The 26299-nt window shown below is 59.9% G+C and carries 29 protein-coding genes and 4 tRNA genes; 27 read left to right on the top strand and 6 right to left on the bottom strand.

Annotated features, from left to right (window positions below):
• Nucleotide 1 precedes the first annotated feature (1 nt).
• The 5 genes from OKB87_RS14805 to OKB87_RS14785 are packed head-to-tail and all read left to right on the top strand — an operon-like array spanning nucleotide 2 to nucleotide 2915.
• On the top strand, nucleotides 2-703 hold the full coding sequence (locus tag OKB87_RS14805; RefSeq protein WP_029304817.1) for a YggS family pyridoxal phosphate-dependent enzyme: 702 nt from the start codon (nucleotides 2-4) through the stop codon (nucleotides 701-703).
• A 58-nt stretch (nucleotides 704-761) separates the two neighbouring features.
• Nucleotides 762-1586 carry a pyrroline-5-carboxylate reductase gene (proC, locus tag OKB87_RS14800; RefSeq protein WP_270827844.1) on the top strand — a complete coding sequence of 275 codons (825 nt, stop codon included), beginning with the start codon at nucleotides 762-764 and terminating at the stop codon, nucleotides 1584-1586.
• A 40-nt stretch (nucleotides 1587-1626) separates the two neighbouring features.
• Nucleotides 1627-2178, top strand: a complete 552-nt coding sequence (locus OKB87_RS14795) for a YggT family protein (protein WP_016351969.1) — start codon at nucleotides 1627-1629, stop codon at nucleotides 2176-2178.
• Nucleotides 2178-2477, top strand: a complete 300-nt coding sequence (gene yggU, locus OKB87_RS14790; RefSeq protein ID WP_011707385.1) for a DUF167 family protein YggU — start codon at nucleotides 2178-2180, stop codon at nucleotides 2475-2477. Before OKB87_RS14795 ends, yggU begins: the two co-directional genes overlap by 1 nt.
• Before the next feature lie 18 nt (nucleotides 2478-2495).
• Nucleotides 2496-2915 (top strand): DUF4426 domain-containing protein, encoded by a 420-nt coding sequence (locus OKB87_RS14785; RefSeq protein WP_168755742.1) that lies wholly within the window; start codon nucleotides 2496-2498, stop codon nucleotides 2913-2915.
• 48 nt (nucleotides 2916-2963) lie between these two features.
• Here the strand turns inward: OKB87_RS14785 and OKB87_RS14780 are convergent, their stop codons facing one another.
• Together OKB87_RS14780 and OKB87_RS14775 are read right to left on the bottom strand one after the other, a co-directional pair.
• Nucleotides 2964-3275, bottom strand: a complete 312-nt coding sequence (locus OKB87_RS14780) for a hypothetical protein (protein ID WP_270827842.1) — start codon at nucleotides 3273-3275, stop codon at nucleotides 2964-2966.
• Between the two features lie 110 nt (nucleotides 3276-3385).
• Entirely contained in the window at nucleotides 3386-4990 is a 1605-nt protein-coding gene (locus tag OKB87_RS14775; RefSeq protein WP_270827841.1) for a peptide ABC transporter substrate-binding protein, read from the bottom strand.
• A 172-nt stretch (nucleotides 4991-5162) separates the two neighbouring features.
• Between OKB87_RS14775 and OKB87_RS14770 the strand changes: the two genes are divergently transcribed.
• Nucleotides 5163-5870 carry a ParB-like protein gene (locus OKB87_RS14770; RefSeq protein ID WP_270827840.1) on the top strand — a complete coding sequence of 236 codons (708 nt, stop codon included), beginning with the start codon at nucleotides 5163-5165 and terminating at the stop codon, nucleotides 5868-5870.
• A 51-nt stretch (nucleotides 5871-5921) separates the two neighbouring features.
• On the opposite strand, the gene OKB87_RS14765 is transcribed toward OKB87_RS14770, so the two are convergent.
• On the bottom strand, nucleotides 5922-6587 hold the full coding sequence (locus tag OKB87_RS14765) for a CatB-related O-acetyltransferase (RefSeq protein WP_077095137.1): 666 nt from the start codon (nucleotides 6585-6587) through the stop codon (nucleotides 5922-5924).
• Between the two features lie 290 nt (nucleotides 6588-6877).
• Here OKB87_RS14765 and OKB87_RS14760 point away from each other — a divergent pair, with 290 nt between their 5' ends.
• Nucleotides 6878-7306, top strand: coding sequence for a DUF2753 family protein (locus OKB87_RS14760; RefSeq protein ID WP_270827839.1), 429 nt, complete (start codon nucleotides 6878-6880; stop codon nucleotides 7304-7306).
• 3 nt (nucleotides 7307-7309) lie between these two features.
• Here the strand turns inward: OKB87_RS14760 and OKB87_RS14755 are convergent, their stop codons facing one another.
• A complete protein-coding gene (locus tag OKB87_RS14755) occupies nucleotides 7310-8059 on the bottom strand; it encodes an enoyl-CoA hydratase-related protein (RefSeq protein WP_270827838.1) in 750 nt (249 codons plus the stop codon).
• Nucleotides 8060-8148: 89 nt separating this feature from the next.
• Between OKB87_RS14755 and OKB87_RS14750 the strand changes: the two genes are divergently transcribed.
• The 3 genes from OKB87_RS14750 (at nucleotide 8149) to OKB87_RS14740 (ending at nucleotide 10056) form a co-directional block, all read left to right on the top strand.
• Nucleotides 8149-8589, top strand: coding sequence for a copper chaperone PCu(A)C (locus OKB87_RS14750; RefSeq protein ID WP_016351963.1), 441 nt, complete (start codon nucleotides 8149-8151; stop codon nucleotides 8587-8589).
• A gap of 95 nt (nucleotides 8590-8684) precedes the next feature.
• Nucleotides 8685-9314: a TIGR04219 family outer membrane beta-barrel protein gene (locus tag OKB87_RS14745; RefSeq protein ID WP_011707376.1), complete on the top strand. Its 630-nt coding sequence runs from the start codon at nucleotides 8685-8687 to the stop codon at nucleotides 9312-9314.
• A gap of 64 nt (nucleotides 9315-9378) precedes the next feature.
• Entirely contained in the window at nucleotides 9379-10056 is a 678-nt protein-coding gene (locus OKB87_RS14740) for an SDR family oxidoreductase (RefSeq protein WP_011707375.1), read from the top strand.
• Between the two features lie 85 nt (nucleotides 10057-10141).
• On the opposite strand, the gene OKB87_RS14735 is transcribed toward OKB87_RS14740, so the two are convergent.
• Nucleotides 10142-11866 (bottom strand): proline--tRNA ligase, encoded by a 1725-nt coding sequence (locus OKB87_RS14735; RefSeq protein ID WP_270827837.1) that lies wholly within the window; start codon nucleotides 11864-11866, stop codon nucleotides 10142-10144.
• Nucleotides 11867-12001: 135 nt separating this feature from the next.
• On the bottom strand, nucleotides 12002-14011 hold the full coding sequence (locus tag OKB87_RS14730) for a methyl-accepting chemotaxis protein (protein ID WP_270827836.1): 2010 nt from the start codon (nucleotides 14009-14011) through the stop codon (nucleotides 12002-12004).
• A 238-nt stretch (nucleotides 14012-14249) separates the two neighbouring features.
• Between OKB87_RS14730 and ruvA the strand changes: the two genes are divergently transcribed.
• The 17 genes from ruvA to OKB87_RS14645 all read left to right on the top strand — a co-directional run bounded on the left by ruvA (nucleotide 14250) and on the right by OKB87_RS14645 (nucleotide 26297).
• Nucleotides 14250-14864 carry a Holliday junction branch migration protein RuvA gene (ruvA, locus tag OKB87_RS14725; protein WP_016351960.1) on the top strand — a complete coding sequence of 205 codons (615 nt, stop codon included), beginning with the start codon at nucleotides 14250-14252 and terminating at the stop codon, nucleotides 14862-14864.
• An 8-nt stretch (nucleotides 14865-14872) separates the two neighbouring features.
• Nucleotides 14873-15883: a Holliday junction branch migration DNA helicase RuvB gene (gene ruvB / locus OKB87_RS14720; protein WP_045525452.1), complete on the top strand. Its 1011-nt coding sequence runs from the start codon at nucleotides 14873-14875 to the stop codon at nucleotides 15881-15883.
• A gap of 936 nt (nucleotides 15884-16819) precedes the next feature.
• Nucleotides 16820-18376 carry a cytochrome ubiquinol oxidase subunit I gene (gene cydA, locus OKB87_RS14715; protein WP_011707370.1) on the top strand — a complete coding sequence of 519 codons (1557 nt, stop codon included), beginning with the start codon at nucleotides 16820-16822 and terminating at the stop codon, nucleotides 18374-18376.
• Nucleotides 18377-18388: 12 nt separating this feature from the next.
• Entirely contained in the window at nucleotides 18389-19525 is a 1137-nt protein-coding gene (gene cydB, locus OKB87_RS14710) for a cytochrome d ubiquinol oxidase subunit II (RefSeq protein WP_270827835.1), read from the top strand.
• Nucleotides 19526-19539: 14 nt separating this feature from the next.
• Complete coding sequence (gene cydX / locus OKB87_RS14705; protein WP_005304933.1) at nucleotides 19540-19656, top strand: cytochrome bd-I oxidase subunit CydX; 117 nt, start codon at nucleotides 19540-19542, stop codon at nucleotides 19654-19656.
• On the top strand, nucleotides 19643-19954 hold the full coding sequence (locus OKB87_RS14700; RefSeq protein WP_039213707.1) for a cyd operon YbgE family protein: 312 nt from the start codon (nucleotides 19643-19645) through the stop codon (nucleotides 19952-19954). Before cydX ends, OKB87_RS14700 begins: the two co-directional genes overlap by 14 nt.
• 105 nt (nucleotides 19955-20059) lie before the next feature.
• On the top strand, nucleotides 20060-20467 hold the full coding sequence (gene ybgC / locus OKB87_RS14695; RefSeq protein ID WP_011707367.1) for a tol-pal system-associated acyl-CoA thioesterase: 408 nt from the start codon (nucleotides 20060-20062) through the stop codon (nucleotides 20465-20467).
• Complete coding sequence (tolQ, locus tag OKB87_RS14690; RefSeq protein WP_011707366.1) at nucleotides 20457-21146, top strand: protein TolQ; 690 nt, start codon at nucleotides 20457-20459, stop codon at nucleotides 21144-21146. The genes ybgC and tolQ overlap by 11 nt, the downstream gene beginning before the upstream one ends.
• On the top strand, nucleotides 21146-21592 hold the full coding sequence (gene tolR, locus OKB87_RS14685; RefSeq protein ID WP_011707365.1) for a protein TolR: 447 nt from the start codon (nucleotides 21146-21148) through the stop codon (nucleotides 21590-21592). Before tolQ ends, tolR begins: the two co-directional genes overlap by 1 nt.
• A 5-nt stretch (nucleotides 21593-21597) precedes the next feature.
• Nucleotides 21598-22761: a cell envelope integrity protein TolA gene (gene tolA, locus OKB87_RS14680; RefSeq protein WP_011707364.1), complete on the top strand. Its 1164-nt coding sequence runs from the start codon at nucleotides 21598-21600 to the stop codon at nucleotides 22759-22761.
• Between the two features lie 94 nt (nucleotides 22762-22855).
• Nucleotides 22856-24181, top strand: a complete 1326-nt coding sequence (gene tolB, locus OKB87_RS14675; RefSeq protein WP_011707363.1) for a Tol-Pal system beta propeller repeat protein TolB — start codon at nucleotides 22856-22858, stop codon at nucleotides 24179-24181.
• A 49-nt stretch (nucleotides 24182-24230) separates the two neighbouring features.
• Nucleotides 24231-24755 (top strand): peptidoglycan-associated lipoprotein Pal, encoded by a 525-nt coding sequence (gene pal / locus OKB87_RS14670; protein WP_005304908.1) that lies wholly within the window; start codon nucleotides 24231-24233, stop codon nucleotides 24753-24755.
• 158 nt (nucleotides 24756-24913) lie between these two features.
• Nucleotides 24914-25723 carry a tol-pal system protein YbgF gene (ybgF, locus tag OKB87_RS14665; protein ID WP_024945827.1) on the top strand — a complete coding sequence of 270 codons (810 nt, stop codon included), beginning with the start codon at nucleotides 24914-24916 and terminating at the stop codon, nucleotides 25721-25723.
• 174 nt (nucleotides 25724-25897) lie between these two features.
• Nucleotides 25898-25973: transfer RNA gene (locus OKB87_RS14660), tRNA-Lys, on the top strand.
• Nucleotides 25974-26003: 30 nt separating this feature from the next.
• A tRNA-Val gene (locus OKB87_RS14655) sits at nucleotides 26004-26079 on the top strand.
• Nucleotides 26080-26127: 48 nt separating this feature from the next.
• Nucleotides 26128-26203 (top strand) — tRNA-Lys (locus OKB87_RS14650).
• A gap of 21 nt (nucleotides 26204-26224) precedes the next feature.
• Nucleotides 26225-26297, top strand: a tRNA-Val gene (locus OKB87_RS14645).
• The last annotated feature ends 2 nt before the right edge of the window (nucleotides 26298-26299 follow it).

Raw genomic sequence — 26299 nt, 5'->3', positions numbered from 1 at the left:
CATGAACCAGATTGCCGAGCACCTGCTTCAGGTCAAGGAACGTATTGTACAAGCCGCCAGTCGCGCGGGCCGAAGCCGCGATCACATCCAGCTGCTGGCGGTCAGCAAGACCAAACCGCTGGAGGCCGTTTGCGAGGCCTATGCCGCCGGTCAGCGCCGCTTTGGCGAATCCTACGCCCAGGAAGCGGCGACCAAGATAGATACCCTGCGTGAGCAAGGGGCCTGTGCAGACATAGAGTGGCACTTTATCGGCCCGCTGCAATCGAACAAATCCAAGCTGGTGGCCGAGCGCTTCGACTGGGTGCAGAGCGTGGACAGAGAGAAGCTGATCGAACGCCTGAACAACCAGCGCCCGAGCGGGCTCGCGCCGCTAAATGTCTGTCTGCAAATCAATATTAGCGGAGAGAGCAGCAAATCCGGAACGTCGGAGCAAGAGATTTTCCGCCTGGCTGAACTGGTCTCCCGCTGTGAACGGCTGCGGCTGCGCGGCCTGATGGCGATTCCGGAGCACACCAGCGACGAGGCGGTGCTGGCCGCTCAGATGGTGCGCATGCAGACTCTGTTCACCGAGCTTGCGCAACAATACCCGGGCGTCGACACCCTCTCGATGGGGATGACCGAGGATCTCGAACTGGCGATCGGCCACGGCAGCACCATGGTGAGGGTCGGTACCGCCATCTTCGGTGCCCGCGACTATTCATGAGCAAGGGCCGGGATGCGATGCATCGGGCAGTGCTTTTTTCAGATAACAGGAGCGTTTGATGCAGCATAGAATCCTCGCCTTTATCGGGGCGGGCAACATGAGCCGCAGTATCATTGCCGGTCTGGTTCAGGCGGGCTATCCGGCCGACCGGATCATCGCCGCCAACCCCAGTCGGCCCAAGCTGGATGCGCTGGCCAACGACTACGGCATCCGCATCACCCAGGACAACGCCGAGGCGGCCCGGGCGGCGGAGGTGATCGTGCTGGCGGTCAAGCCGCAGCTGATGGCGGCCATGCTGAGCGCGCTGGTGGCACAGCTGGGCACGCTGGAGGGCAAGCTGCTCATCTCCATCGCCGCCGGCATCAAGGTGGCGCGGCTGGCCGAGATGGCGGGTGGCCACAGCCGGATCATCCGTACCATGCCGAACACCCCCTCTCTGCTGGGGCTGGGCATGACCGGGCTGTACGCCCCTCCCGGCATCGAGCAGGCTGACCGCGCGCTGGCCGAGCAGATGATGCAGGCGGTGGGCAAAACCCTGTGGGTGGAGCAGGAGTCCGCCATCAACGGTGTCATCGCCGCGGCCGGCAGCGCACCTGCCTACTTCTTCCTGTTCATGCAGGCCATCGCCGAGGAGGCCGAGGCCATGGGCTTCTCCCCCGAGCAGGCTCGCCTGCTGGTGCAGCAGACCGCCCTTGGTGCGGCGGCCATGGTCGAGCAGAATCCCGAGCTGTCGCTGCAGGCCCTGCGCGAGCAGGTGACCAGCAAGGGCGGCACTACCGCCGAGGCGATCAAGACTTTCCAGCAGCAGGGACTGATGCCGCTGACGGCACACGCCATGCAGGCAGCTGTTGCCCGGGCCGGCGAAATGGAAACCCTGTTCTGAACCCGATTTCTCTTACTCTCTGTCTCAACCTGGAGCCCAGATGAACACTGCTTACTTTCTGATTAACACGATTTTTGACCTCTATCTCATGGTGGTGCTGTTACGCGTCTGGCTGCAGTGGGCCCGCGCAGATTTCTACAACCCCATGAGCCAGATGGTGGTCAAGCTGACCAATCCGCTGGTGGTGCCGCTGCGCCGGGTCATTCCCGGGTTTGGCGGGCTGGACATGGCCTCTGTGCTGCTGGCCATCATCATCGCCTTCGCCAAGCTGGCGCTGCTCAAGAGCATGAACGTGCTGCTGGCCGACTGGCTCACCCTCAGCCTGTTTGCCGGGCTGACTGTGCTGAAGAAGGCCGGCTCCATGATCTTCTGGGTGCTGCTGATCCGCGCCATCCTGAGCTGGGTCAGCCAGGGTCGCAACCCCATCGAGTACGTGATGCACCAGCTGACCGAGCCCTTCCTGGCCCCCATCCGTCGCATTCTGCCGGCACTGGGCGGGCTGGATCTCTCCGTGCTGGTCGCCTTTATCGGGCTGCAGGCCATAAACTATCTGTTGGGTGATCTGTTCGGCCAGCTGTGGTGGATGATTTGATGGCAGCCGTCCTGCGGGAAGGGGATGAGCTGATAATGCATCTGATGATCCAGCCCAAGGCGAGTCGGGATCAGATCGTCGGATTGCATGGAGAAGAGTTGAAAGTGGCCATCACGGCGCCGCCGGTGGATGGCCAGGCCAACAGCCACTTGATCAAGTATCTGGCCAAGCAGTTCAAGGTGGCCAAGGGGCAGGTTCGCATCGTGCGGGGGGAGTTGGGACGGCACAAGACGGTCGCCATCGAGGCGCCCAGGCAGATCCCCGCCGAGGTCAGTGCCCTGCTGGACAATCAGGGTTAACACGAGAAGGATGACACCATGAAAACAGCCTGGATAAGCTGCCTGCTGGCACTGTTGCTGACCTTGCCCCTGCGGGCCGAACAGATGAAGGAACTGGGCTCCTGGCAGGTGCACTACAGCGCCTTCAACTCCAGCTTCCTCACCCCCGAGGTGGCCAAGGCCTACGGCCTGGAGCGCAGCCGCTACAACGGCATCGTCAACATCGCGGTGCAGAACAAGCAGGGGGTCGCCCAGGCGGTGGGGATCAGCGGCGAGGCCAAGAATCTCACCGGCACCATCCGCAACCTGAGCTTCCAGGAGGTCAAGGAGGGGGATGCCATCTACTACTTGGCGGTGCTGCCCTATCGCAACGAGGATACCTACCAGTTCACCCTGAAGATCATGGGGGAGGGGCAGCAACAGACGCTGACCTTCCAGCAGACCTTCTACGTCGACTGATGCTTGTCATGCCCAGAAAAAGCCCCGAACGCAGGTTCGGGGCTTTTTTCATGACGGCGAGTCGGTGGGCGGGGTGAAGTCGTGGATCTCCCCGATCCGCGGGGTGAAGCGGGGATCCTGATCCCGGTTGTGTTCCACCCACTCCATGGCCTGACAGAAGCTCTCCCGCTTCGAGAACTCGCTGCGCACCTGATCGATGGCCCGCTCCGCGCTGCGCCGCTCCATCTTGCTGGCCTTGCGGTCGCTGAACTGCTTGTGCTGGGCCAGCATCCACTCGGTGAAGGCCTGGCGGCACTGTGCCTCGCTGGCCGCCTGGGCGGGCAGGGCCGCCAGCAGGGCGATGATCAATAAATAGCGCATAACAACATCGGTGACTGAGGGAGGGTTGTCTGAAAGGGCGGCATTCTATGCCGAAAACTTGAGCATGAACAGGGGAAGAGAGGGAGCCGGCATGGTCGGCCCCCACAGGGTCAGTGCTTGACGAGGTAGAGCTGGCGGCTGTAGGCCACGTCTTCCGGATTGTTGATGGGATAGCCCTTGAGCCAGGGCTTGATCAGCCGGGCGTTGGTGTACTGATAGATGGGGGCGATGGGCGCCTCGTCCTGCAGTATGGTTTCGGCCTCATCGAACAGGCGGGCCCGTTCACGGGGATCCTGGCTGTTGGCAGCCTTGGCCAGCAGGGCATCGTAGCCGGCGTTGGCGAAGCGGGCCATGTTGCCGCTGTGGTGGGAGCCCCACAGGCCGAGGAAGGCGGACGGGTCATTGTAGTCGGCCACCCAGGAGGAGCGGATCACCTCGAACTGGCCGCTCTGGCGGCTGTCGAGATAGGTTTTCCACTCCTGATTGGTGAGCTCGACCCGGGCTCCCAGCTTCTGTTTCCACAGGTTGGCGATGGCCAGCGCCATCTTCTTGTGTACCTCGGCCGTGTTGTAGAGCAGGGTCAGCTTGAGCGGGTTGGCCGGGCCGTAGCCCGCCGCCTTGAGCAGGGCTCTGGCCTTGTCGTCCAGCTCCTGCTGACTGCTGCTGGAGAGCAGGTTGGCCTTGGGCTCGAAGCCGGCAACCACGTCCGGGGTGAAGTGATAGGCCGGTTTTTCTCCGGTGCCCAGGATCTTGCTGGCGATGAGGCCCCGGTCAATGGTGTAGGAGAGCGCCTTGCGCACCCGCACGTCGTTGAGGGGGGCGCGCTGGGTATTGAAGGCGTAGTAGTAGGTGCCGAGCTGATCCGGGGTATAGACCTCGCCCGGGATCTGCTGCATCAGTTTGTGATACTGCTCCTTGGGGAAGGATTCGGTGATGTGCAGGTCGCCGGCCAGGTAGCGGTTGGTGGCCGCGCTCTCCTGGTTGATGGGCACGAAGGTGACCTTGGTCAGCACGGTATGGGCGCGATCCCAGTAGTAGGGGTTGGGGGTCAGCTCCAGCTTCTCGTTCACCACCCGGTGACTCAGCACGAAGGCGCCGTTGCCGACCAGCTTGCCGGGCTGGGTCCACTGGTTGCCGTATTGCTCCATGCTGGCGCGATGCAGCGGCGACAGGCTGGGGTGGGTCAGCAGGCTCAGGAAGTAGGGCACCGGCTGGGAGAGGGTCACCTGCAGGGTATGCTGGTCGAGGGCCTTCACTCCGAGCTCTGCGGGGGGCAGCTTGCCGGCCACTATCTCATCCACCTTGTCGAAGCGGGCCAGCTGGGCGAACCAGGCAAAGGTGGCAGCCTCTTTGGGATCCACCAGTTTGCGCCAGCCGTAGACGAAGTCGGCGGCCTGCACGGGATCGCCGTTGGACCAGCGGGCGTCCGGTCGAAGATGGAAGGTGAAGCGCTGATTGCTTTGGTTGTCCCAGCTGGCGGCTACCCCGGGCTGCACCTTGCCATCCGGTCCCTGGGTCAGCAGCCCCTCGTAGAGATCCCGCAGTACCTGCAACTCGGGCAGGCCGACCAGCTTGAGCGGGCTCAGGCTCGCTGGCTCGTCTTTCAGATGACGCACGACGGCCTGTTCGGCGGCGAGCTGGGTGCCGGGTGGAACATCGGCAGCCTGGACACAGGCACAGCCCAGCAGGGCCAGCAGGGGACTCCATCCTTTCATGGTTGATCCTTCAAATAGTGTGAAGCGGGGTGAAAACTCGGCGAGAAGTGATCGCCGACAGACGGGAAATCATGATATCCCGTTTGCTGGTCAGACCGCCAGTATGAGTCCCTTGGATGAGGGGACTCCCCGGCATCTTATTTGACCCGCCATTCGGGCAGAGGAGTAAGCAATGAGAACATGGATCCTGTTGGCCCTGGCCATCAGTCAGGGGGCCTGGGCGCTGGCGCCGTGTGAGCGCGAGAGCCAGGTTGGCAGCTGGTGCGAGGCGAACATAGATCAGCTGCATCCGACCCAGGGCGGCGTGGGCCAGATCCAGGTCGACAACACCCAGGCCGAGCTGGCGGGCAAGAGCGCAAAGCAGCTCGACAAGTTGATGAAAAAGAAAGAGATCCCCATCGTCATTGCGCCCGATGGCGGTTACTGGCTGGTGGACAGGCACCATCTGACCAAGGCGCTGTGGCAGTCTGGTGTGAAGCAGGTGCGGGTCAAGGTGATCGCCAGGTTGCAGGACAAGGAGAACTTCTGGAGCCAGATGCAGTGCAACCACTGGGCCTGGCTCAAGGATGAAAAGGGCGGTGCACTGACGCCGCAGCAACTGCCAGCCCACATCGGCGAACTGCCGGATTACCCCTATCGGACGGTGGCCGGCCTGCTGCAGGATGCGGGCTATTTCGACAAGCGGGAGCAGGTCTACTTCGTCGAGTTTGCCTGGGCCAGCTGGCTCGGCCAGCAGATGGACTGGTTGCCGGTCGACAGTGCCAACCTGGCGGATCGCCTCTATCAGGCCAAACGGCTGGCATGCAGCAGCAAGGCGGCGGATCTGCCCGGTTATCCGGGCAAGCAGTGCCGAGTCAATCAGTCGCGCAGCGGCAACTGAGCGGATAGTCGCTGCCAAAACAACTGCGGGGGGCCTATGCCCCCCGCTTCGTCATGATGGCTGCCGGGCCTGCTGCCAGTGCGCGGCGGCCTGTTCCAGCAGGGCCACTTCGCCTTGCTGGATCAGCGGCAGCAAGGCCTGCACCTGGGCATCCGGCCACTCCCACCAGGCCAGCGCCTGCAAGCGGGCGATCTCCTCCTCAGCAAAGCGCATCCTGATAACCTTGGCCGGCGTGCCGGCCACCATGGCATAGGGCGGCACATCCTGATTGACCAGGGCGCGCGCCGCTATGATGGCCCCGTCGCCGAGGGTGACTCCCGGCATGATCATGGCGTCCATGCCGATCCAGACGTCGTTGCCGATGCGGGTGTCGCCGGCAGGGCGATAGCTGCGCTGGAGGGCATCGAGAGCGGCAAACGGATAGGTGCTGATGAAGTCGGCATTGTGGGTGTGGTTGCCGCCCATCAGGATCTTCACCCCGGCGGCTATCTGCACATAGTCGCCGATATGCAGCTGATCGATGTGCCAGAGCGGCTCCCAGCCGGTCTCCGGGCTGCGGCTGAAACTGTCACCGTGCAGATAGCGCACGGCGGCCTCTTCAAACGGGCCGTCCCAGGCGCCGGAATAGTAGCTGTGGCACCCCTTCAGGTGGATGTTGGGGTTGCTCACCGTCAGGTGCAGGTACTCGACCTGCGACCAGTGTTGGCAGGGTTTCATGGTTGTCTCCTCGTTCAAATGGATAGGGTGGATGACGCGAGGAGCGCAGCTAATAGATCCAGACCAGCAGGCGGGGCACGCACAGGGTCGAGCAGCCCAGATCCTGGGGTAAACGGGGTCGCAGCATGGAGTGTGCGGGTCCTGAAGGGTGGATCGCCATGGTAAGTCATATGGGGATGGGGGCCAAGCCAAGCATCGTTATCTGGTCAAAACCTGCACGAAATATCGGGTTGATATTCATTCTCAACTGGGCATGATAAAAGTCCCACCCATCAACTTGGGAGATCGGCATGGCCCATCAAATCTGGCAGCGTTACATGCTGGAGGCTGAAAACGCACTGGGCGCGGGCGCGCTCGGCACCGCTATCTGCCTCTATCAGCAGGCCCTCGCCGAGGTATACGAACTGAGTGACGGCGAGCTGGACGAGTTGGCTAGCATGCGGGTGGCGACCTGCCACCGGCTGGCCGATTTCTGGCGCGCCATGGAGGAGCCGGCCTATGAGCTGCGCTACCTCAAGCTGGCCTCCGAGCTGGTGACGGCGTTGGTGCCCCAGTGTCCGAACCAGGAGTGCGAATCCCTCATCAGCGAACTGGGTTGCTGTCGGGCGGCGCTGCTCTCTTTCCTCAAGCGCCACCCCAATCCCGACATCGCCCGCTTGATCCAGCTGCAGGATCAGGTGCAGGGCTGCGAGCTGATCGGCCGTTTTCGCCTCAACTGAGGATCATTTACGGCCTTTGAGGCGCTGGGAGATCCGCGTTTGTGCTTCTTCCCCCTGCAGGGCGAGGGAGAAGGCGCGCGCCTCCAGATCGATGACGAAGTGCACCGCCTGCCTGAGCTCCTGCTTGAGCAGCGCCTTGCTCTTTTGCAGCGCCTTCGGCGCCTTGGCCGACAGCTTCAAACCCTGTTCCCGGGCAAAGAGGAGCAGCGCTTCGGCCGCCAGCACCCGGTTGGCGAGCCCCAGCCGCAGTGCCTCGTCGGCATCGATGGCTTCGGCCAGCAGCAACAGCTCCGCTGCCTTCAAGTGGCCCACACTGCGCGGCAGCAGCAGGCTGGAGGCAAACTCCGGCACCAGCCCCAGCTCGACGAAGGGCAGTTGCAGGCGGGCATTGTCGGCCAGATAGACCAGATCGCAGTGCAGCAGCAGGGTGGTGCCAATCCCCACCGCCGCGCCGCCGACCGCGGCGATCACCGGCTTCGGGAAGTCGGCCAGGGTGTGGAGGAACTGCAAGATGGGATCGTCAGCCTCCAGGGTCTCTTTCCCCACGAAGTCGGCCAGATCATTGCCGGCAGTAAAGCAGTCGCTCTGCCCCTGGATGAGCAGGGCGTGGATGGCGTCATCTTCCGTCGCTTGTCGCAAGGCGTCGGTGAGCGCACGATACATGGCGGTATTGAGGGCATTGCGCTTGTCGGGACGATTGAGGGTCAGGGTGAGCAAGCCATCCTGCTGCTCGACAATGATAATGGGGTCCATGTCTAAATCCTTGTTATTGCTGGCTGTCAAAAGCTTACCGCTGCGGTAATCTTTGCTGCGTTTAACAACATCATAAAAGGATTTCAACCATGTTTAAACGTGCGTTCTATTCCCTGCTGGCCCTGGGGCTGGCTGCTCCCGCCCTGGCCAAGGTCGAGGCTGTCGACGGCTATGTGCGCCTGTTGCCGCCGGGCTCGCCCAACACCGCCGCCTTTCTGGTGCTGAAGAATGATGCCGATCAGCCGGTCAAGCTGGTGGCTGCCGCCTCGCCCGAGGTGGGCCGCGCCGAGCTGCACACCCATCTGCACGAGAACGGCGTGATGAAGATGCGCCAGGTCGAGAGCATAGAGGTGCCGGCCAAGGGGGAAGTGGCGCTCAAACCCGGCAGTTTTCACATCATGCTGTTCGAGGTGCGCGAGCTCTCCCAAGGCACCCCTTTCCCGCTGACATTGACCATGGATGATGGCCAGAAGCTGGAGTTGAACCTGCCGGTGAAGCCGATTGAACCCATGGCAGGCATGCAGCACTGACATTAATGGACGCTTGTTCAGTTTTTTACACTGTGTATTCCCGTCGCACTGGGTAAAATGATGGCCTTTCCAGTCCATAGATAGAGAGTGACGTGATGAAGAAGACCTTGATTGCCGGTTGCGTACTGGCCCTGTTCAGCCAGGCTGCTATGGCTGCCGATGACTGGCGTTTCGCTGCCGGTACCGATGTATGGAATGCTCAGGGCAGCGGCCAGATCAACGGTGTCGGGGCCAATGGCAGCTACGACGAGAACTACAACTGGAGCGGCTACCTGCAACTGGAGCACGGCATCATCCTGCTGCCCAACGCCAAGTTCGAGATCTCCGATTTCGGTACCAGCGGCGGCGCCCTCAACAACGATCTGATGGCGTATGACCTGAGCCTCTACTATCGCCTGTTCAACAACGACCTGTTCCAGATCGATCTGGGTCTGACCGGTCGTCGCTACGATGGTGATTTCAACACCCAGCACTACTCCTATGACAAGGACGTGCTGATGGCCTACACCGGCGCCGAAGTGCGCATCCCGGGTACCGGCTTTGCCGCCTTCGGCGATGCCCGCGTGCAGGATGCCGACAACTACGACTACCGTCTGGGTGGCTCCTACAAGTTCGCGACCGTACCGCTCAAGGTGCGTGCCGGCTGGCGTGATGCGAGCATGGACTTCGATCGCGTTGACCAGCGGGTCGACGGCTGGTTCATCGGCGGCGAATTCACCTTCTAATTCCGGCAACGGCTGATGACGATGTCCCCATCATCCCGATGGCGGCATCCGACGAGGAAAGAGCATGGGTCATATCATAGTGACGGGGGCGGGGTCCGGTCTGGGCCGGGCGCTCACCATAGGCCTGGTTGAACGCGGTCATCAGGTCTCCATGATGGGGCGTCGTTATCAGAGGCTGCAGGAGCAGGAGGAGTTGCTCGGCAAGGCGGTGATCGGCATCGCCGCCGATCTGGCACACCACGAGGAAGTGGACGTGGCGTTCGCCGCTGCGGTGGAGTGGGGCGGCCTGCCCGAGCTGGTGCTGCACTGCGCCGGTGTGGGCGAGTTCGGCCCGGTCGGCGTCTATACCGCCGAGCAGATCCGCCGGGTGGTGGAGAGCAATCTCATCTCCACCATTCTGGTGGCCCAGCAGACGGTGCGCCTCATCGGCGACAAGGGCGGTGTGCTGGCCAACGTGCTCTCCTCCGCCGCCCAGGTGGGCAAGGCCAACGAGAGCCTCTACTGCGCCTCCAAGTGGGGCATGCGTGGTTTTCTGGAGTCGTTGCGGGCCGAGCTGAAAGGCTCGCCGCTGCGGCTGGTGAACCTCTATCCGAGCGGGATCCGCAGTGAATTCTGGGACAACTCGGATCACGTGGACAGCAGCGGCTTCATGACCCCGGAAGACGCCGCCGCCTACATGCTGGATGCGCTGGAAGCCAGAAGCAGCTGCCATGTGACCGATCTCTTCATCGGTCGCAACTAGCTGCGGCCAGTCTCGCCTCTACCCTGCGGCAGAAAACAAAAAGCGCGCCTAATGGCGCGCTTTTTTATGGGGGCAAGGGGCGGAATTAACGGCCCAGCTTGGCCTTGAGCAGGGCAACGATCTCGCTGATCGCCACTTCCTGCTTCTCGCCGGTGCGGCGGCACTTGTACTCCACCACGCCGTTGTCCAGACCGCGATCGCCGATGACGATGGCGTGCGGCACACCCAGCAGCTCCATGTCGGCGAACATCACGCCCGGGCGCTCTTTACGGTCATCGAACAGCACATCCACACCGGCGGCTTTCAGCTCGGTGTAGAACTGCTGTGCCTGCTCGGCCACGCGCTCGGACTTGTGCATGTTCATCGGCACGATGGCCACTTCGAACGGGGCGATGGCTTCCGGCCAGATGATGCCGTACTGGTCGTTGTTCTGCTCGATGGCGGCAGCCACCAGGCGGGAAACCCCGATACCGTAGCAACCCATCTCCATGGTGACGGACTTGCCGCCCTCGTTCAGCACGCTCGCCTTCATGGCTTCGGAGTACTTGGTACCCAGCTGGAAGATGTGGCCCACTTCGATGCCGCGCTTGAGCAGCAGCTTGCCCTGGCCGCACGGGCTCGGGTCGCCTTCCACCACGTTGCGCAGGTCGGCAACTTCATAGGTAGCGATATCGCGATCCCAGTTGGCTCCGGTCAGGTGGAAGCCGGTCTCGTTGGCGCCACAGACGAAGTCCGCCAGATGGGCGGCGCTGCGATCGGCGATGATGCGACCGGCAAAGCCGACCGGGCCGATGGAGCCTGCGTCGCAACCGGCAGCAGCCTTGATCTGCTCGTCGTTGGCGAAGGTCAGCGGGTTGGCAACACCCGGCAGTTTCTCGGCCTTGATTTCGTTCAGCTCGTGATCGCCACGCAGAACCAGCGCGATGACGGCCTGGTTGCCGTGCTCGTCCGCTTCGCCCAGCACCAGCAGGGTCTTGGCGATGGAGCTCGGCGCCACGTTCAGGAAGGCGGCCACTTCGTCGATGGTGTGGACGGCCGGGGTAGCAACCTTGGTCAGGGCCGCGGTGGCGGCAGGGCGCTCGCCAGTCGGTGCCAGCGCTTCGGCCATCTCGATGTTGGCGGCGTAATCTGATGTATCGGAGAAGGCGATCAGATCTTCACCGCTCTCGGCCAGCACCTGGAATTCGTGGGAGCCGGTACCACCGATGGAGCCGGTATCGGCCTGCACCGGACGGAAGTTCAGCCCCATGCGGGTGAAGGCGGCGCAGTAGGCGGCGTGCATCCGCTCGTAGGTCTCGATCAGCGAAGCCTTGTCGATGTGGAAGGAGTAGGCGTCCTTCATCAGGAATTCGCGACCGCGCATCACGCCGAAGCGGGGACGCACTTCATCGCGGAACTTGGTCTGGATCTGGTAGAGGTTGAGCGGCAGCTGCTTGTAGCTGTTCACTTCGTAACGCACCAGCGAGGTGATCACCTCTTCGTGGGTCGGACCCAGTACGAAGGGGCGGTTGTGACGGTCGGTCAGACGGCACAACTCGGGACCGTAGTCATCCCAGCGGCCGGATTCCTGCCACAGCTCGGCGGGTTGCACCACCGGCATGGAGACTTCGATGGCACCAGCATTGTTCATCTCTTCGCGAACAATGTTCTCGATTTTTTTCAGAACCCGCAGACCGGACGGCAGCCAGGCATACATGCCGGAGGCCAGTTTGCGGATCATGCCGGCGCGCAGCATCAGCTGGTGGCTGACGATCTCGGCATCGGACGGGGTTTCCTTGAGAGTGGAAAGCAGATATTGGCTGGTACGCATCGCGGTAGACCTTAGCTAAGACGGGCGGCTGGGCCCTGGATAATTTCAAGAGCGGAATTTTAACAGGCCGGACCCTGCGGCCCAAGGGCTAAATTCGTACGATGGGAGAAAGCGGGGGCATCGCCCCCGCGTTGGTCAGACCCGAAATTGCGACAGCAGGCGCTGTTGCAGCAGGCTGGCCTGATGCAGGGAGGAGGCGAGCTGCAGGCACTCCTGCGCCTCCTGCTCGCCGGTCTGGGCTTGCAGGCTGATGCCGGAGACCTTGTCCGAGGTGTGGCTCAGGGTATGGGAGAGCTGACCGGTGGCATCGGCCACCTGTTGCACCATGTCCGCCAGATGGTCGATGGCCTCTTCCACCTTGAACAGGATCTGCCTGGTGTTGTCAGAGTCCTCCATGCCGGATTCCACCGTCTTCAGATTGCGCTGCATCATCAGATAGGCTTTCTCGGTCTGTTGCTGGATGTTGTTGATCACCTCGGTTATTTCGGCACTGGAGGAGGCGGTGCGATTGGCCAGGGTGCGCACCTCGTCGGCCACCACGGCAAAGCCGCGACCCATTTCGCCGGCCCGGGCCGCCTCGATGGCGGCGTTGAGCGCCAGCAGGTTGGTCTGCTCCGAAATGCTGCTGATGGTGGAGATGATCTGGCCAATCTGGCTGGCCTGCTCTTTGAGGGCGTTGATGGCGTTGGCGCACTCGCCTACTTCCACCACTACCCGCTGCATGCCGTTGCTGGCGGAGGTCACGTATTGGCTGCTCTCGGCGGTGAGCTGGCGCACCTCGTTGGCGTTTTGGGCCGCCAGGCTGCAGTTGTCCGAGATGGAGGTGGCGACCTGGACCATCTGCTCGCTGTCGTGGTGCAGTGCCTGGGCGTGTTCGGCGGTCTGGCGGCTGCTCTGACTGATGGCTTCGACCCGGTTGACCGAGGTGTGGACGTGCTCGCTGATGTGCTGGTTGTTGTCCATGGTGGAGCTGATCATCTTCTGCAGTTTCTCGATGAAGCGATCCACGCTGCCGGCCAGCGAGCCAATCTCGTCGTCGCGCTTGAGATTGATCCGCGCGTTGAGATCGCCCTCACCGGCGGCTATGTCCTGCATGCGCTGATTGACCTGCAGCAGGGGTTTGACGATGGTGCGCACCAGCCAGAAGCCGCACAGGGTCACGAGCAGCAGGCTCAACAGCAGACCCCCCAGCAGCAGGTTCTTGGTGTGGCTGATGATGCTGTTGAGCTGGTTCACCTGATCCTCGACCGTGGCGTCCCCCTTGGCTTCGACCTCGACCAGTTGCTGCTTGAGCTGGTCGGCACTGCGTTCATAGTTGACCAGTTGACCCTGATACTCGCTCAGTGCCGCCATCCACTGCACCATCAGCCGCTGCACCTCGGTTTGCAAGGTGCGGTACTGGGTTGCCAGCGACTGGCCGGCAAATTCCCCTTCGCCGGGCACATCAAACATGCCGCTGCCCAGCATGGCGTCGACCGCTTCCTGGTAGAAGCGGGTTGCCTCCTTCATCTCGGCCTGGATGGCGGGAGTCGGCCCCTCGCTCTGCATCTTCTCCAGTGCATAGAGCTGGCGCAGGAAGCCGATGTTGGCCTCCATGCCACCATCGGCAGCATGCCAGCGGGTAGCCAGACCACCATTCCAGCTGATGGCCTGATCCGGCGACTGGGTCAGGCTCTCGACCGCGCCGTCCCCCACCACCTCAAGTTGAGTCGAGAGGCGGGACATGCGCTCCGAGCTGGCGCGCAGCGCCTGATCGACGCTGGTAAAGGCCCGGTAGAGTGCCAGCAACTGCTCCTGTTGCTGCTGATAGGCCAGATGCTGCTGCTCCATCGTGCCGATGGCGGTGGCGTCGATCAGCCGGCCTTCCCCCACCCGGCGCATGGCATCGGCGGTGGCCGCTCTGGCGCGTTGCAGTTCCGGCTCGTCGAGCGGCATGCCTCTGAGCATCTTCTGGATGTAGAGCGACTGGTTGCCTAGCTCGATGGACCCTTCCATGGCGCCGTCGGCAGTCTGCCAGGCGGCGCCCAATACATAGGAGAGCAGATCCGCCAGTCGCTGGCTGCCATACCAGCCGACGATGCCCATCCCCAGCGTGCAGCTGAGCAGAATGGTCAGCCCGAGATTCGATGTGGTGACAATTTTCATGATGCAGGACCTTCCTTGGCTCCGAACAAACCCAATTCAGTGTTTTATCAATGGCGGGAATCCGCCATTCCCGATGAAAAATAAAGTTGTTGCCATGCCCGGATCCAAGCATGGCTGGCAACGGGCGAACGTGCCGAGAATCCGCCCCGCTCCTCACCGCCCTATGCTGGATACTTATCCAGTTATTCTTTATGCTATGAGCCAATTTACAGATAGCTGGTTTGGCGAGGAGAGAGCCGTGATTGGTCGCTTGAGAGGCGTAGTCATTGAGAAACAACCCCCCGAGGTACTGCTGGAGGTCGGGGGTGTGGGCTATGAGGTACAGATGCCCATGAGCTGCTTCTATGATCTGCCCGAGATCGGCAAGGAGGCGACCATCCACACCCACTTCGTGGTGCGGGAAGATGCCCAGCTGCTCTATGGCTTCAACCACAAGCAGGAGCGGGCGCTGTTTCGCGAGCTGATCAAGACCAACGGGGTCGGTCCCAAGCTGGCGCTGGCCATCCTCTCCGGCATGACTGCCACCCAGTTCGTGCTGAGCGTCGAGCGCGAAGAGATAAGCTCCCTGGTCAAGTTGCCGGGAGTGGGCAAGAAGACCGCCGAGCGGCTGGTGGTGGAGATGAAGGACCGGCTCAAGGGTTGGGTCAGCCACGATCTCTTCTCGCCGGCCGAGATCACCCTGCCTGCCAGAGAGAGTGCCCTGCGGGCGCCGGATTCGAGCGAAGAGGCAGCCAGCGCGCTGGTAGCGCTCGGCTACAAGCCGCAGCAGGCCAGTCAGATCGTCAGCAAGGTCGCTGTCGACGGCATGTCGGTGGAAGATATCATCCGTGAAGCACTGCGCAGCCTGGTGTGAGGTAGACAATGATTGAAGCGGATCGTCTCATCTCCGCCTCCGGCGGGCGAGAAGAGGAAGTCATCGATCGGGCCATCCGGCCCAAGCTGCTGGCCGATTACACCGGTCAGGCTCCCGTCTGCGAGCAGATGGAGATTTTCATCGCGGCGGCGCGCCAGCGCGGCGAGGCGCTAGATCATCTGTTGATCTTCGGCCCGCCGGGGCTTGGCAAGACCACGCTGGCCAACATCGTGGCCAACGAGATGGGGGTCAACATCAAGACCACCTCCGGCCCGGTGCTGGAGAAGGCCGGCGATCTGGCGGCACTGCTCACCAACCTCGAACCGAACGACGTGCTGTTCATCGACGAGATCCACCGCCTCAGTCCGGTGGTGGAGGAGGTGCTCTATCCGGCGATGGAGGATTACCAGCTCGACATCATGATCGGGGAGGGGCCTGCCGCCCGTTCCATCAAGCTCGATCTGCCCCCCTTCACCCTGATCGGTGCTACTACCCGGGCTGGCTCCCTCACCAGTCCGCTGCGGGATCGTTTTGGCATAGTGCAACGGCTCGAGTTCTACAACGTCAAGGATCTGACCGACATCGTCGCGCGCAGCGCCCGCTGCCTCGGGCTCGACATGACGGAAGACGGTGCACTGGAGGTGGCGCGTCGTTCGCGTGGTACGCCGCGAATTGCTAACCGTTTGTTGCGCCGGGTGCGCGATTTTGCCCAGGTGAAATCTGACGGCCGCATTGATGGACCCATAGCGGCCCGAGCCATGGACATGCTGGACGTGGATAATGAAGGCTTCGACTTCATGGACCGCAAGCTATTGTTGGCTGTGATAGACAAGTTTCTGGGCGGGCCAGTGGGGCTCGACAACTTGGCGGCTGCCATCGGGGAAGAGAAGGACACTATCGAGGATGTACTCGAGCCTTATCTGATCCAGCAGGGCTATCTGCAACGTACGCCCAGAGGGCGGATCGCGACACCAAGAGCTTATGCGCATTTTGGCCTGCAACGGCCAGATGAAGGGTGAAAATAGCTGATTGAACAAAAAACCGCCGCCAGAGGCGGTTTTTTGTTATCCGGGCAAAAAAAAAGCCCACTGCGGATGCGGTGGGCAAAGACAATTCAGGATGGATGTTCACAGACAGTGAGTGCGTCTGGAGACAGACCGGTAAAAAACAGAGGAGCCGTCGCGAGGCCTCAGAGTCGGTTCATTTGATAGAGCTGCACGAACGAAAGCTTGTAGTAACGGATGGTTTTAGCAACAAACTTTTTCATCTTTGATTCCAATAAACAGGTTCGAAATGTTCATCGAATACGTACCGGGAACCCAGATTGACCGGCCTGTATCCAAGGGTATGCCCTCACTGCGAGGCGCATTGTAGGAGCTCTATCGGACTCGGACAAACAAGAAAAATTACCTATCTCAGATTAGATTAACTAATCATTTTGCTGGCTTGTGGAATTAGCATGAACATGCGTTTTTAGTGCTTTTTAATTAGTTTTATTCGGGCCCGGCACAGCCACAGGAAACATTATGAAAACGACCTTGTCAGTTGTTTTTTAACAGAACCATTACTAATTGGTGATAAATATAAATTTGATTTAAATCAATGATTTGCGATCTTTGTTTTTTTGTGACGCAGCTCTCTAAAATAAATCTCATCGGTCGTGAAAATGCCTTTAAAAGGCATGTATTCATGATGGTTTTACATTGATTTCAATCAAATAAAGGTGATATAAAACGCAGGTCATTATGGGCGGGAATAAAGCAAGCTGGATTGTTTTGCAATTGTTAAACATTAGCTTTTTTTGTTCCCTATTGTTGCCTTGTTGTTAATGTGGTGGCAGTCGAATCCGGTCGTCAGTGCAAAACTGGAACATGACCGATAATTCGGGGACTTCCTACGGAAGCTTTGTCCTTAAAACTTAAAATAGCCGTGCCAATAATCGGTGAGGAAACATCATGATTGCTGAGCATGTGGTAGACCTATCGCGGTTCCAATTCGCTGCGACGGCCCTTTATCACTTCCTGTTTGTGCCCCTGACGCTCGGAATGGCCTTCATTCTGGCGATCATGGAGTCTGTCTATGTGATGACCAACAACCCTGTCTACCGGGACATGACCAAGTTCTGGGGCAAGTTGTTTGGTATCAACTTTGCCCTTGGGGTCACCACAGGGCTGACCATGGAGTTTCAGTTCGGTACCAACTGGGCTTACTACTCCCACTACGTCGGCGATATCTTCGGGGCCCCGCTGGCCATCGAAGGCTTGATGGCCTTCTTCCTGGAATCCACCTTCGTCGGTATGTTCTTCTTCGGTTGGGATCGCCTCTCCAAGCGTCAGCACCTGGCTGCGACCTGGCTGATGGCACTGGGGACCAACCTCTCCGCCCTCTGGATCCTGGTGGCCAACGGCTGGATGCAGAACCCGGTCGGTGCCGAGTTCAACTTCGAATCCATGCGGATGGAGATGGTGAGCTTCGCCGAGCTGGTGTTCAACCCGGTTGCCCAGGTCAAGTTCGTGCATACCGTCGCGGCCGGCTACACCACGGGCGCCATGTTCGTGCTGGGTATCTCTTCCTACTACCTGCTGAAGAATCGTGATGTGGCCTTTGCCCGTCGCTCCTTCGCCATCGCAGCCGCTTTCGGCATGGCTTCCATCCTCTCCGTGCTGATCCTCGGTGACGAATCCGGTTACGAGACCGGTGAAGTGCAGAAGGTGAAACTGGCGGCCATCGAGGCCGAGTGGAACACCGAGCCGGCACCTGCCTCCTTTACCCTGTTCGGCATTCCGAATCAGGAAGAGATGCGCACCGACTACGCCATCAAGATCCCCTATGCGCTCGGCATCATCGCTACCCGTTCCCTGGATGGTCAGGTCACCGGCCTCAAGGATCTGAAGAGCGAGCATGAGCTGCGCGTGCGCAACGGCATGACCGCCTACGACCTGTTGACCAAGCTGCAATCCGGCGACAAGTCCGACGATACCCGTGCCCGCTTCGATGAAGTGAAGCAGGATCTGGGCTACGGTTTGCTGCTCAAGCGCTACACCAACAACGTCACCGATGCCACCGACGAACAGATCAAGGCTGCCGTGGATGACTCCATCCCGCAGGTTGCGCCGCTGTTCTTTGCCTTCCGCATCATGGTTGCCTGCGGCATGTTGATGCTGCTGCTGATCGGTTTGGCCTTCTATGACAGCACCCGCCACAAGATCGGCGAGCGCAAATGGCTGCTCAAGGCGCTGCTGTACGGTATCCCCTTGCCCTGGATCGCCATCGAGTGCGGCTGGTTCGTCGCTGAGTATGGCCGTCAGCCCTGGACCATCGCCGAAGTGCTGCCGACCTCCGTCTCTGCATCCAATGTGCCGGCGTCCGAGATCTGGTTCTCCCTGATCGGGATCTGCCTGTTCTATACCGTACTGCTGATCATCGAGATGTACTTGATGTTCAAGTACGCGCGTCTGGGCCCAAGCAGCCTGAAGACGGGCAAGTACCACTTCGAACAGAGCAAGGCATAAGGAGAGTAACCCATGTTTGATTACGAAATGTTGCGTCTGGTCTGGTGGGTGCTGGTCGGTGTCTTGCTGATCGGTTTCGCCATCACCGACGGCTTCGATATGGGGGTGGGCGCACTGCTCCCCTTCGTCGGCAAGAAGGATGTCGAGCGTCGGGTGATGCTCAACACCATGGGCCCGCACTGGGAAGGCAACCAGGTATGGCTGGTGACTGCCGGTGGTGCCCTGTTTGCCGCCTGGCCCATGGTCTATGCCGCAGCCTTCTCCGGCTTCTACATCGCCATGATCCTGACGCTGATGGCCCTGTTCTTCCGCCCGGTCGGCTTCAAGTACCGCTCCCTGCGTGAAGACGCCAAGTGGCGCAGCAACTGGGACTGGGCGCTGTTCATCGGCAGTGCGGTACCGCCCATCGTGTTCGGCGTGGCATTCGGCAACCTGCTGCAGGGCGTACCGTTCGACTTCAACCAGTTCATGATGCTGACCTATCACGGCAACTTCTTCGGTCTGCTCAATCCGTTCGGCCTGCTGGCCGGCCTGGTGAGCCTGTTCATGCTGGTCACTCAGGGGGCGACCTGGCTGATGATGAAGACCGACGGTGAAGTGCTGGCCCGCTCCCGCACTGCCGCCATGATCTGCTCGCTGCTGACGCTGGTGCTGTTCGGTCTGGCCGGTTTCTGGGTCAGCGGCATGGAAGGCTATGTGGTGGTCAAGGCGGCCGCGACCGATGCCGTTTCCAATCCGATGAACAAGGAAGTGGTGCGTCAGGCCGGAGCCTGGATGAACAACTACAGCCTCTATCCCTGGATGGTTGCAGCACCTGTGCTGGGTCTGGCCATGAGCCTGCTGACCGCACTGTTCGCCAAACTGAACAAGGGCTGGCTGGCGTTCACTACCTCCTCCCTGGCGGTTGCCGGCGTGATCCTGACCGCAGGCTTCTCCATGTTCCCGTTCGTGATGCCTTCCAGTCTTGAGCCGTCACTGAGCCTGACCATGTGGGATGCCACTGCCTCCTTCAACACCCTCAAGGTGATGACGGTGGCGGCTGCCATCTTCGTACCGATTGTGCTGGGTTATACCCTGTGGACCTACATCAAGATGTTCGGCCGGGTGACCAGCAAGCACATCGAAGACAACCAACAATCGCTCTACTAAGAAGGTGCCCTGATATGTGGTATTTCACCTGGATCCTGGGTCTGTTGCTGGCTTGCGCATTCGGCATCATCAATGCGCTCTGGCTGGAGCACACCGAGAACATGGATCGCCAGATCGATGAGAACAAGTGATCGACTCGCCCGGTTGGCCGCTCCCTTGGAGCGCCAACCCTGGCAGGGGTTGATGCTGTTGGCGGCGGCCCTGTTGGCCGTCGCCATTTTACAGGCTCCCAACCTGGTGGCCGCCAATACCAGCGAGCACGGGCTCTGGCTCGCGCCCTGGCTGATGTGGGCGGTCTGTTGTGGCGTCATGCACGGGCTGGGATTTCATCCCCGCAGCCTCATCGGTCGTGTGCTGTTTTGCCCCTGGCTCGCCTGGCCCAGTTTGTTATATGGGCTCTGGTTGACCCAAGGCTATTTCCTTTCATAAAAAACGGGGGGAGGCAGGATTTCCCTGCTTCCCCCTGCTTCTTTCCTATTCAGCCCTGCGCTATGATAGCCCCCCATCTGACTGTCGAATGGATCACAGATTGTTATGGGGGAAGTCTCTGAGTTTCCGGTACGGGTCTACTACGAAGACACCGATGCCGGGGGCATCGTCTACAACGCCAATTATCTCAAGTTTATGGAACGTGCTCGCACCGAGTTCCTGCGCTGCGGCGGCATCGAACAGGATGTCATGCTGCGCGACGGGTTCGCGTTTGTGGTGAGTCGAACAGAGATCGATTTCCGCTCGGCGGCCCGATTTAATGAGCTTTTGACTGTATTAACGCAAGTGACTGAAGTGAAACGCGCCTCCATGCGTTTTTCACAACGGATACTGGCGGCTGATGGACGACTGATCACCCAGGCCATGGTACAGATAGCCTGTGTCAGTCATCCGCATATGAAACCTGTTGCAATACCTGAAAATGTGAAGGGAGTGCTGTTAAGTGCACGCTGAAATTTCGTTTATTGGCCTGTTTTGGCAAGCCAGCCTGCTGGTAAAACTGGTCATGATGACCCTGATGGGTATGTCGGTAGTCTCCTGGGCGCTGATCATCCAGCGTTCCAAGGCCATCAAGGCAGCCAATCTCGCATCGGAGCAATTTGAAGACAGATTCTGGTCCGGGGTCGATCTGAACCGTCTCTACCAGGAGTCCTCCTCCCGTCGCGACGACATCGAAGGCATGGAAGACATCTTCTACTCCGGCTTCAAGGAGTACGCCCGTCTGCTCAAGGCCGGTGCCCGTGGTCAGGATGCGGTGATGGACGGTACTTACCGCGCCATGCGGGTCTCCCTTTCCCGCGCCGTGGACGAATTGGAATCCAACCTGCCGGTGCTGGCGACCATCGGCTCCATCAGCCCCTACATCGGTCTGTTTGGTACCGTCTGGGGGATCATGAACGCCTTTATCGCCCTGGGTCAGGTGCAGCAGGCCACCCTGCAGATGGTGGCACCCGGTATCGCGGAAGCGCTGATCGCCACCGCCATGGGTCTGTTTGCCGCCATCCCGGCCGTTATCTTCTACAACCGCTTCTCCAACAAGGTCGAGCGGCTGGAAAACGCCTACGCGAACTTCATGGACGAGTTCACCACCATTCTGAACCGTCAAATTGCTCAGCAGCAGGGTGATCAGTAATGCAAACCTATCAGCGGATCCGGCGCAAGAAGGTGGCCGAGATCAACGTGGTTCCCTATATCGACGTCATGCTGGTGCTGCTTATCATCTTCATGGCGGTGACGCCCGTGATCACGCAAGGGGTCAAGGTTGACTTGCCGCAGGCGGAATCCGAGCAGTTGCCGGAAGATGCCAAGCCGCCCTTCATCGTCAGCGTCAACACCGAAGGCGAGTACGTCATCAAGGCCGGCGAGGCCGATGACGAGCCGGTGCCAGCCGGTACTCCCGAGGCGATGCAGCAATACATCACCGAGAAGGCCATGGGCTATCTGGCCATCAATCAGAACGCCCCCGTGGTGGTCGCCGGCGACAAGTCGGTGCGCTACGAAGAGGTGATCCTGCTGATGGTGGCCCTCAAGAAAGCGGGTGTGCCTCAGGTCGGCCTGATGACGGATCCGGTGAACTGACGGAGATGGATGTGAAGCGTGGTATTTCCGGTTATCTCATCGCGTCGCTTCTGCTGCACCTGATCATCGGCATCATCCTGTTTGTCGGGCTCGACTTCAGCAAGCCGAAGCGACCCGAGTCGAAGGGGCAGATCGTCAATGCCGTCATGCTCGACGAGAATTTCCTCAACGAGCAGGCCAAGCAGATCCAGCAGCAGAAGTCTCAGCCCAAGCCGCAGAAGGTAGAGAAAGAGAAGGATAAGGAAGACACGGACATCGCCAAGCGCGAGCTGGCCCAGCAGCAGGAGCGGCTGCGTATCGCCGAGACCAAGCGCAAGGAGGCCGAAGAGGCCACTCGCAAGGCCGAGGCTGAAAAGCAGAAGAAGGTAGCCGAGCAGAAGCAGGCGGAAGAGAAGGCCCAGAAGGCCGAGGAAGCCCGCAAGCTGGAAGAGCAGAAAGCCAAGAAGGTGGAAGCCGAGCGCAAGGCTGCGGAAGAAGAGAGCAAGGCGCTGGCGCTGAAGAAGAAAAAGGAACAAGAGAAGAAAGAGGCCGAAGAGAAGCAGGCCAAGGCGGACGCAGCCAAGAAGGCGGAAGCCGAGAAGAAGGCCAAGCAGGAGGCTGAGAAGAAAGCCAAGGCCGAAGCGGACAAGAAAGCCAAGGCGGAGGCCGAGAAAAAGGCCAAGGCCGAAGCCGACAAGAAAGCCAAGGAGGCCAAGGAAGAGGCCGCCAAGAAGGCAAAAGCTGACGCAGAGAAGAAAGCCAAGGCGGAGGCCGACAAGCAGGCCAAGATCGCGGCAGAGCGCAAGCGCAAGGCGGCCGAGGAGGCCAAGCTGCAAAAAGAGATGGAAGACATGATGCAGCAGCAGCTGGCGGCTGAGGCCAATGCCCGCAGTCAGGCGGCATCGGCTGCAGCGCAGGGCGAGGTCGACAAATACGCGGCACTCATCAAGGCGACTGTTGAGCGATATATGATTTTGGATCCCACCATGCGGGGCAAAACATGTACTATCGGCGTACGTCTTGCGAGCACTGGCTTTGTCATTTCGGTAGATAACGGCCAGGGTGACCCGGCGGTATGTCGTTCCGGCAAGGCGGCCGTATTGAAGGCCAACCAACTGCCGGTGCCGAAGGATCCTGCGGCGTTTGAGATGTTGAAGGAGTTCAACCTCAAGTTGGAACCGAGCATCTAAGGCCTGGGTAAGGTAAATCGTGTAGCGTGGTTGGCAGCATCTTGCCGAGAAAGGAAGTTAATCTCTCATTTTTTTGGAACCGAGTATTTAAGCCATGATAAGAAAAGTGTTTTTTGCTTTGGTTGGCTGTTTGTTGCTGGGCCAGAGCGCCCAGGCGGCCTTGGACATCGTCATCACCGGCGGTATCGACAGTGCCCGACCCATTGCGGTCGCCCCCTTCAAGTGGGAAGGCAATGGCCAGCTGCCGCAGGACATCGCGGAAGTGGTCTCCAACGACCTGATGCGTAGCGGCAAGTTCAAGCCGCTGGCTCGTGGCCAGATGCCGCAGACGCCGAGCACCAGCGGCGAAATCAACTTCGCACCCTGGGCTTCGCAAGGGGTCGAGGCTGTGGTGGTCGGTTCCATTGCCGCGGTCGGCGACGGTACCTACAAGATCAACTTCGAGCTGGTCGACGTGCTGAAGGGCCAGCTGGCCAAGGCGCAAGGTGGCGAGAGCAACGGCTACATCCTGGACAGCCGCATGGCGACCATCCCGGGTGCCCAGATGCGTCAGTTCGCTCACCGCATCTCCGACATCGTCTATGAGCGCCTGACCGGCGAGCGTGGGGCCTTCCTGACTCGTCTGGCCTATGTCTCCGTCCAGCAGGGCACCCAGTTCCCGTATCAGCTGCGCATCGCCGACTACGATGGTTACAACGAGAAGACCCTGCTGCGCTCCCGCGAGCCGCTGATGTCCCCGGCCTGGTCGCCGGATGGCAGCAAGCTGGCCTACGTGAGTTTCGAGAACCAGAAGTCCGAGATCTACGTGCAGGATATCTACACCCAGCAGCGCAGCCTGATCACCAGTTTCCGCGGGATCAACGGCGCGCCTGAGTGGTCTCCGGATGGTCGTCGTCTGGCTATCGTTCTCTCCAAGGATGGTTCACCGAACCTCTATGTGGTTGATGTCGCTAGCAAGCAGCTGACCCGCGTCACAACCAGCCGGGTGATCGACACCGAGCCCTCCTGGATGCCGGACGGGCAAAATTTGTTGTTCACCTCTGAACGTGGTGGCAAACCCCAGATTTATAGCGTAAATTTGGCGACTGGTATGACTCGCCGGATGACTTGGGAAGGTGAATCCAACCAGGGCGCATCCATCACTCCTGATGGCAAAATCATGGTGATGGTGACTCGTGTTCAGGGGCAGTACCGTATTGCCCGCCAGGACATGGAAAACAATGCCCTGCTGGTCCTTACCCAGAGTGCGCTGGATGAGTCGCCAAGTGTGGCTCCCAATGGCAGCATGATCATTTATGCCACCATCTATCAGGGTCGTAAGAGTCTCGCGTTGGTGTCGACTGATGGTCGCTTCAAGGCTGTGCTTCCGACCAGTAGCGGTGAAATTCGTGCACCAGCTTGGTCGCCCTTCTTGAATTGATAAAAATCCAATTGTTTTTTGTTTTGTTATAAAGGTTTAAGGAAATAGCATGCAACTCAATAAACTGCTCAAGGGTTTGGCCATCGCACTGCCACTGTTCACCCTGGCCGCTTGTAGCTCTTCTTCTGATTCTGACGCCGCTGGCGCTGAGTCAGGTATGACCGACGGCATGGGCGGTGTACAAACCGGCGGCGCCAACGGCATGTTGTCCCCGGAAGAGCAGATGCGTCAGAAGTTCGAAGCGCTGCAACGTGACAACGTGATCTACTTCCCGTTCGACGGTTACGATATCCAGGGTCAGTATGCTGATCTGCTGGATGCCCACGCCAGCTACCTGCGCGAGCGCCCGAGCGTTAAAGTCCTGATCGAAGGTCACGCCGACGAGCGCGGTACTCCGGAGTACAACATCGCCCTGGGCGAGCGTCGTGCCAAGGCCGTTGCCAAGTATCTGCAAACCCTGGGTGTGCAGGCCGAGCAGCTCTCCATCGTCAGCTATGGCGAAGAGAAGCCGCTGGACATGTCCCACACCGAGGATGCCTTTGCCAAAAACCGCCGTGCGGTTCTGGTTTACTAAGGTTTAAACCGAACGAAGTTCGTTTATATGCAAGCGGCCATTTCGATGGCCGTTTTATTTGCACTAAACGCCAAGGTTTGATCCGAATGAAATCTGCATAAGCGAGCGACGATGGCGCTGGCCGTTTTATTTGCCCTAAACGCTAAGGTTTGATCCGAATGAAATCTGTGTACAAGCAAGCTGTTGTTGCGCTGGCCGTATTGGTTGCTCTGAATGCGCAGGCGGCGGCTCCCGTCAGCGATCTGAGCGGTGACTCGGGTGGCGGCGTTGTCCTTAGCGGCAACAACGGCGCAATCGTGCCCACCGGCAGCCTGGAAGACAGGGTTGCCCTGCTGGAGCGCACCCTCAATGCCCGTCTGCGGCTGCAAGCCGAATTGCAGCAGCAGGTCGACTCCCTGCAGGGGGAAGTCTCCGAGCTGCGCGGTCAGCTGGAACAGCAGACCTACCAGATGGAACAGTCGCAAGAGCGTCAGCGTCAGCTCTATCAGGAGCTCGACAAGGTGGCCAACAGCCAGCCTGCTGCTACGCCAGCAGCCCCGGCCGCCGCCGCTGCGAGCGCGACACCGGCTGCTGCGGCCAACTACTCGACCAATCTGAATGAGAACCAGGCCTACGATGCGGCCGTGAACATGGTGCTCAAGGAGAAGAACTACGACAAGGCCATCCCCGCCTTCGAAGGGTTCATCAAACAGTATCCAAGCTCGAGCTATGTCCCCAATGCCCATTACTGGCTGGGTCAGCTGTTGTTCAACAAGGGTGACCGGACCGGCGCTGCTGCCCAGTTCACCACGGTGGCAACCAAGTTCAGCAAGTCGCCCAAGCGAGCCGATGCGCTGTTGAAGCTGGGCATGCTGGCACAGCTTGACGGCAAGAAGGCGGAAGCGAAGAACTTCTATGAGCAGGTGATCAAGGGCTACCCGAACACCTCGCCGGCCCAACTGGCCAAGCAGAGTTTGAGCAAACTGTAACATTGCTGCATGTCACTGTTTTCGTAACAGTCTTGTAAATACAGCCCCGCTTTGTATGCGCAATGAACAAACAGATTGAATTTAAGATTTTTCTATTGCGCCAGGATGATAAATCCGTAATATAGGCCGCCGTCAGAGCCGGTGCGGTATTGCAGTCGGTTCTGGTCGTGGTGAGGGTCGTTAGCTCAGTCGGTAGAGCAGTTGACTTTTAATCAATTGGTCGCTGGTTCGAATCCAGCACGACCCACCATTTCTCCACCAGGTGGAGACAGCATTCCCAGGTCGCTTAGCTCAGCTGGGAGAGCACCTCCCTTACAAGGAGGGGGTCACTGGTTCGATCCCAGTAGCGACCACCAGTTTTAAACTGTTTGCCAAGGCAAGCAGTGTGCCAGGCAAGTCGGTGTGGGTCGTTAGCTCAGTCGGTAGAGCAGTTGACTCTTAATCAATTGGTCGTAGGTTCGATCCCTACACGACCCACCAATCTGGCCACAAGAATTCTCAGGTCGTTTAGCTCAGCTGGGAGAGCACCTCCCTTACAAGGAGGGGGTCACTGGTTCGATCCCAGTAACGACCACC

This window comes from Aeromonas sp. Y318-1, assembly GCF_027706125.1.
In the GTDB taxonomy this organism is placed as follows: Bacteria; Pseudomonadota; Gammaproteobacteria; order Enterobacterales; family Aeromonadaceae; genus Aeromonas; species Aeromonas hydrophila.
This window is presented reverse-complemented; position numbering and strand designations above follow the sequence as displayed.

What these genes read in the sequence shown, in the direction of transcription:
- OKB87_RS14805 (WP_029304817.1), top strand. Translation starts at nt 2, where the DNA reads ATGAACCAGATTGCCGAGCACCTGCTTCAGGTCAAGGAACGTATTGTA.
- proC (WP_270827844.1), top strand. Translation starts at nt 762, where the DNA reads ATGCAGCATAGAATCCTCGCCTTTATCGGGGCGGGCAACATGAGCCGC.
- OKB87_RS14730 (WP_270827836.1), bottom strand. Translation starts at nt 14,011, where the DNA reads ATGAAAATTGTCACCACATCGAATCTCGGGCTGACCATTCTGCTCAGC.
- OKB87_RS14775 (WP_270827841.1), bottom strand. Translation starts at nt 4,990, where the DNA reads ATGAAAGGATGGAGTCCCCTGCTGGCCCTGCTGGGCTGTGCCTGTGTC.
- OKB87_RS14735 (WP_270827837.1), bottom strand. Translation starts at nt 11,866, where the DNA reads ATGCGTACCAGCCAATATCTGCTTTCCACTCTCAAGGAAACCCCGTCC.
- pal (WP_005304908.1), top strand. Translation starts at nt 24,231, where the DNA reads ATGCAACTCAATAAACTGCTCAAGGGTTTGGCCATCGCACTGCCACTG.
- tolR (WP_011707365.1), top strand. Translation starts at nt 21,146, where the DNA reads ATGCAAACCTATCAGCGGATCCGGCGCAAGAAGGTGGCCGAGATCAAC.
- OKB87_RS14780 (WP_270827842.1), bottom strand. Translation starts at nt 3,275, where the DNA reads ATGCGCTATTTATTGATCATCGCCCTGCTGGCGGCCCTGCCCGCCCAG.
- yggU (WP_011707385.1), top strand. Translation starts at nt 2,178, where the DNA reads ATGGCAGCCGTCCTGCGGGAAGGGGATGAGCTGATAATGCATCTGATG.
- ybgC (WP_011707367.1), top strand. Translation starts at nt 20,060, where the DNA reads ATGGGGGAAGTCTCTGAGTTTCCGGTACGGGTCTACTACGAAGACACC.
- OKB87_RS14785 (WP_168755742.1), top strand. Translation starts at nt 2,496, where the DNA reads ATGAAAACAGCCTGGATAAGCTGCCTGCTGGCACTGTTGCTGACCTTG.
- OKB87_RS14745 (WP_011707376.1), top strand. Translation starts at nt 8,685, where the DNA reads ATGAAGAAGACCTTGATTGCCGGTTGCGTACTGGCCCTGTTCAGCCAG.
- OKB87_RS14795 (WP_016351969.1), top strand. Translation starts at nt 1,627, where the DNA reads ATGAACACTGCTTACTTTCTGATTAACACGATTTTTGACCTCTATCTC.
- tolA (WP_011707364.1), top strand. Translation starts at nt 21,598, where the DNA reads ATGGATGTGAAGCGTGGTATTTCCGGTTATCTCATCGCGTCGCTTCTG.
- ybgF (WP_024945827.1), top strand. Translation starts at nt 24,914, where the DNA reads ATGAAATCTGTGTACAAGCAAGCTGTTGTTGCGCTGGCCGTATTGGTT.
- OKB87_RS14740 (WP_011707375.1), top strand. Translation starts at nt 9,379, where the DNA reads ATGGGTCATATCATAGTGACGGGGGCGGGGTCCGGTCTGGGCCGGGCG.
- OKB87_RS14770 (WP_270827840.1), top strand. Translation starts at nt 5,163, where the DNA reads ATGAGAACATGGATCCTGTTGGCCCTGGCCATCAGTCAGGGGGCCTGG.
- tolB (WP_011707363.1), top strand. Translation starts at nt 22,856, where the DNA reads ATGATAAGAAAAGTGTTTTTTGCTTTGGTTGGCTGTTTGTTGCTGGGC.
- OKB87_RS14765 (WP_077095137.1), bottom strand. Translation starts at nt 6,587, where the DNA reads ATGAAACCCTGCCAACACTGGTCGCAGGTCGAGTACCTGCACCTGACG.
- cydA (WP_011707370.1), top strand. Translation starts at nt 16,820, where the DNA reads ATGATTGCTGAGCATGTGGTAGACCTATCGCGGTTCCAATTCGCTGCG.
- OKB87_RS14755 (WP_270827838.1), bottom strand. Translation starts at nt 8,059, where the DNA reads ATGGACCCCATTATCATTGTCGAGCAGCAGGATGGCTTGCTCACCCTG.
- ruvB (WP_045525452.1), top strand. Translation starts at nt 14,873, where the DNA reads ATGATTGAAGCGGATCGTCTCATCTCCGCCTCCGGCGGGCGAGAAGAG.
- OKB87_RS14700 (WP_039213707.1), top strand. Translation starts at nt 19,643, where the DNA reads ATGAGAACAAGTGATCGACTCGCCCGGTTGGCCGCTCCCTTGGAGCGC.
- cydB (WP_270827835.1), top strand. Translation starts at nt 18,389, where the DNA reads ATGTTTGATTACGAAATGTTGCGTCTGGTCTGGTGGGTGCTGGTCGGT.
- OKB87_RS14750 (WP_016351963.1), top strand. Translation starts at nt 8,149, where the DNA reads ATGTTTAAACGTGCGTTCTATTCCCTGCTGGCCCTGGGGCTGGCTGCT.
- cydX (WP_005304933.1), top strand. Translation starts at nt 19,540, where the DNA reads ATGTGGTATTTCACCTGGATCCTGGGTCTGTTGCTGGCTTGCGCATTC.
- OKB87_RS14760 (WP_270827839.1), top strand. Translation starts at nt 6,878, where the DNA reads ATGGCCCATCAAATCTGGCAGCGTTACATGCTGGAGGCTGAAAACGCA.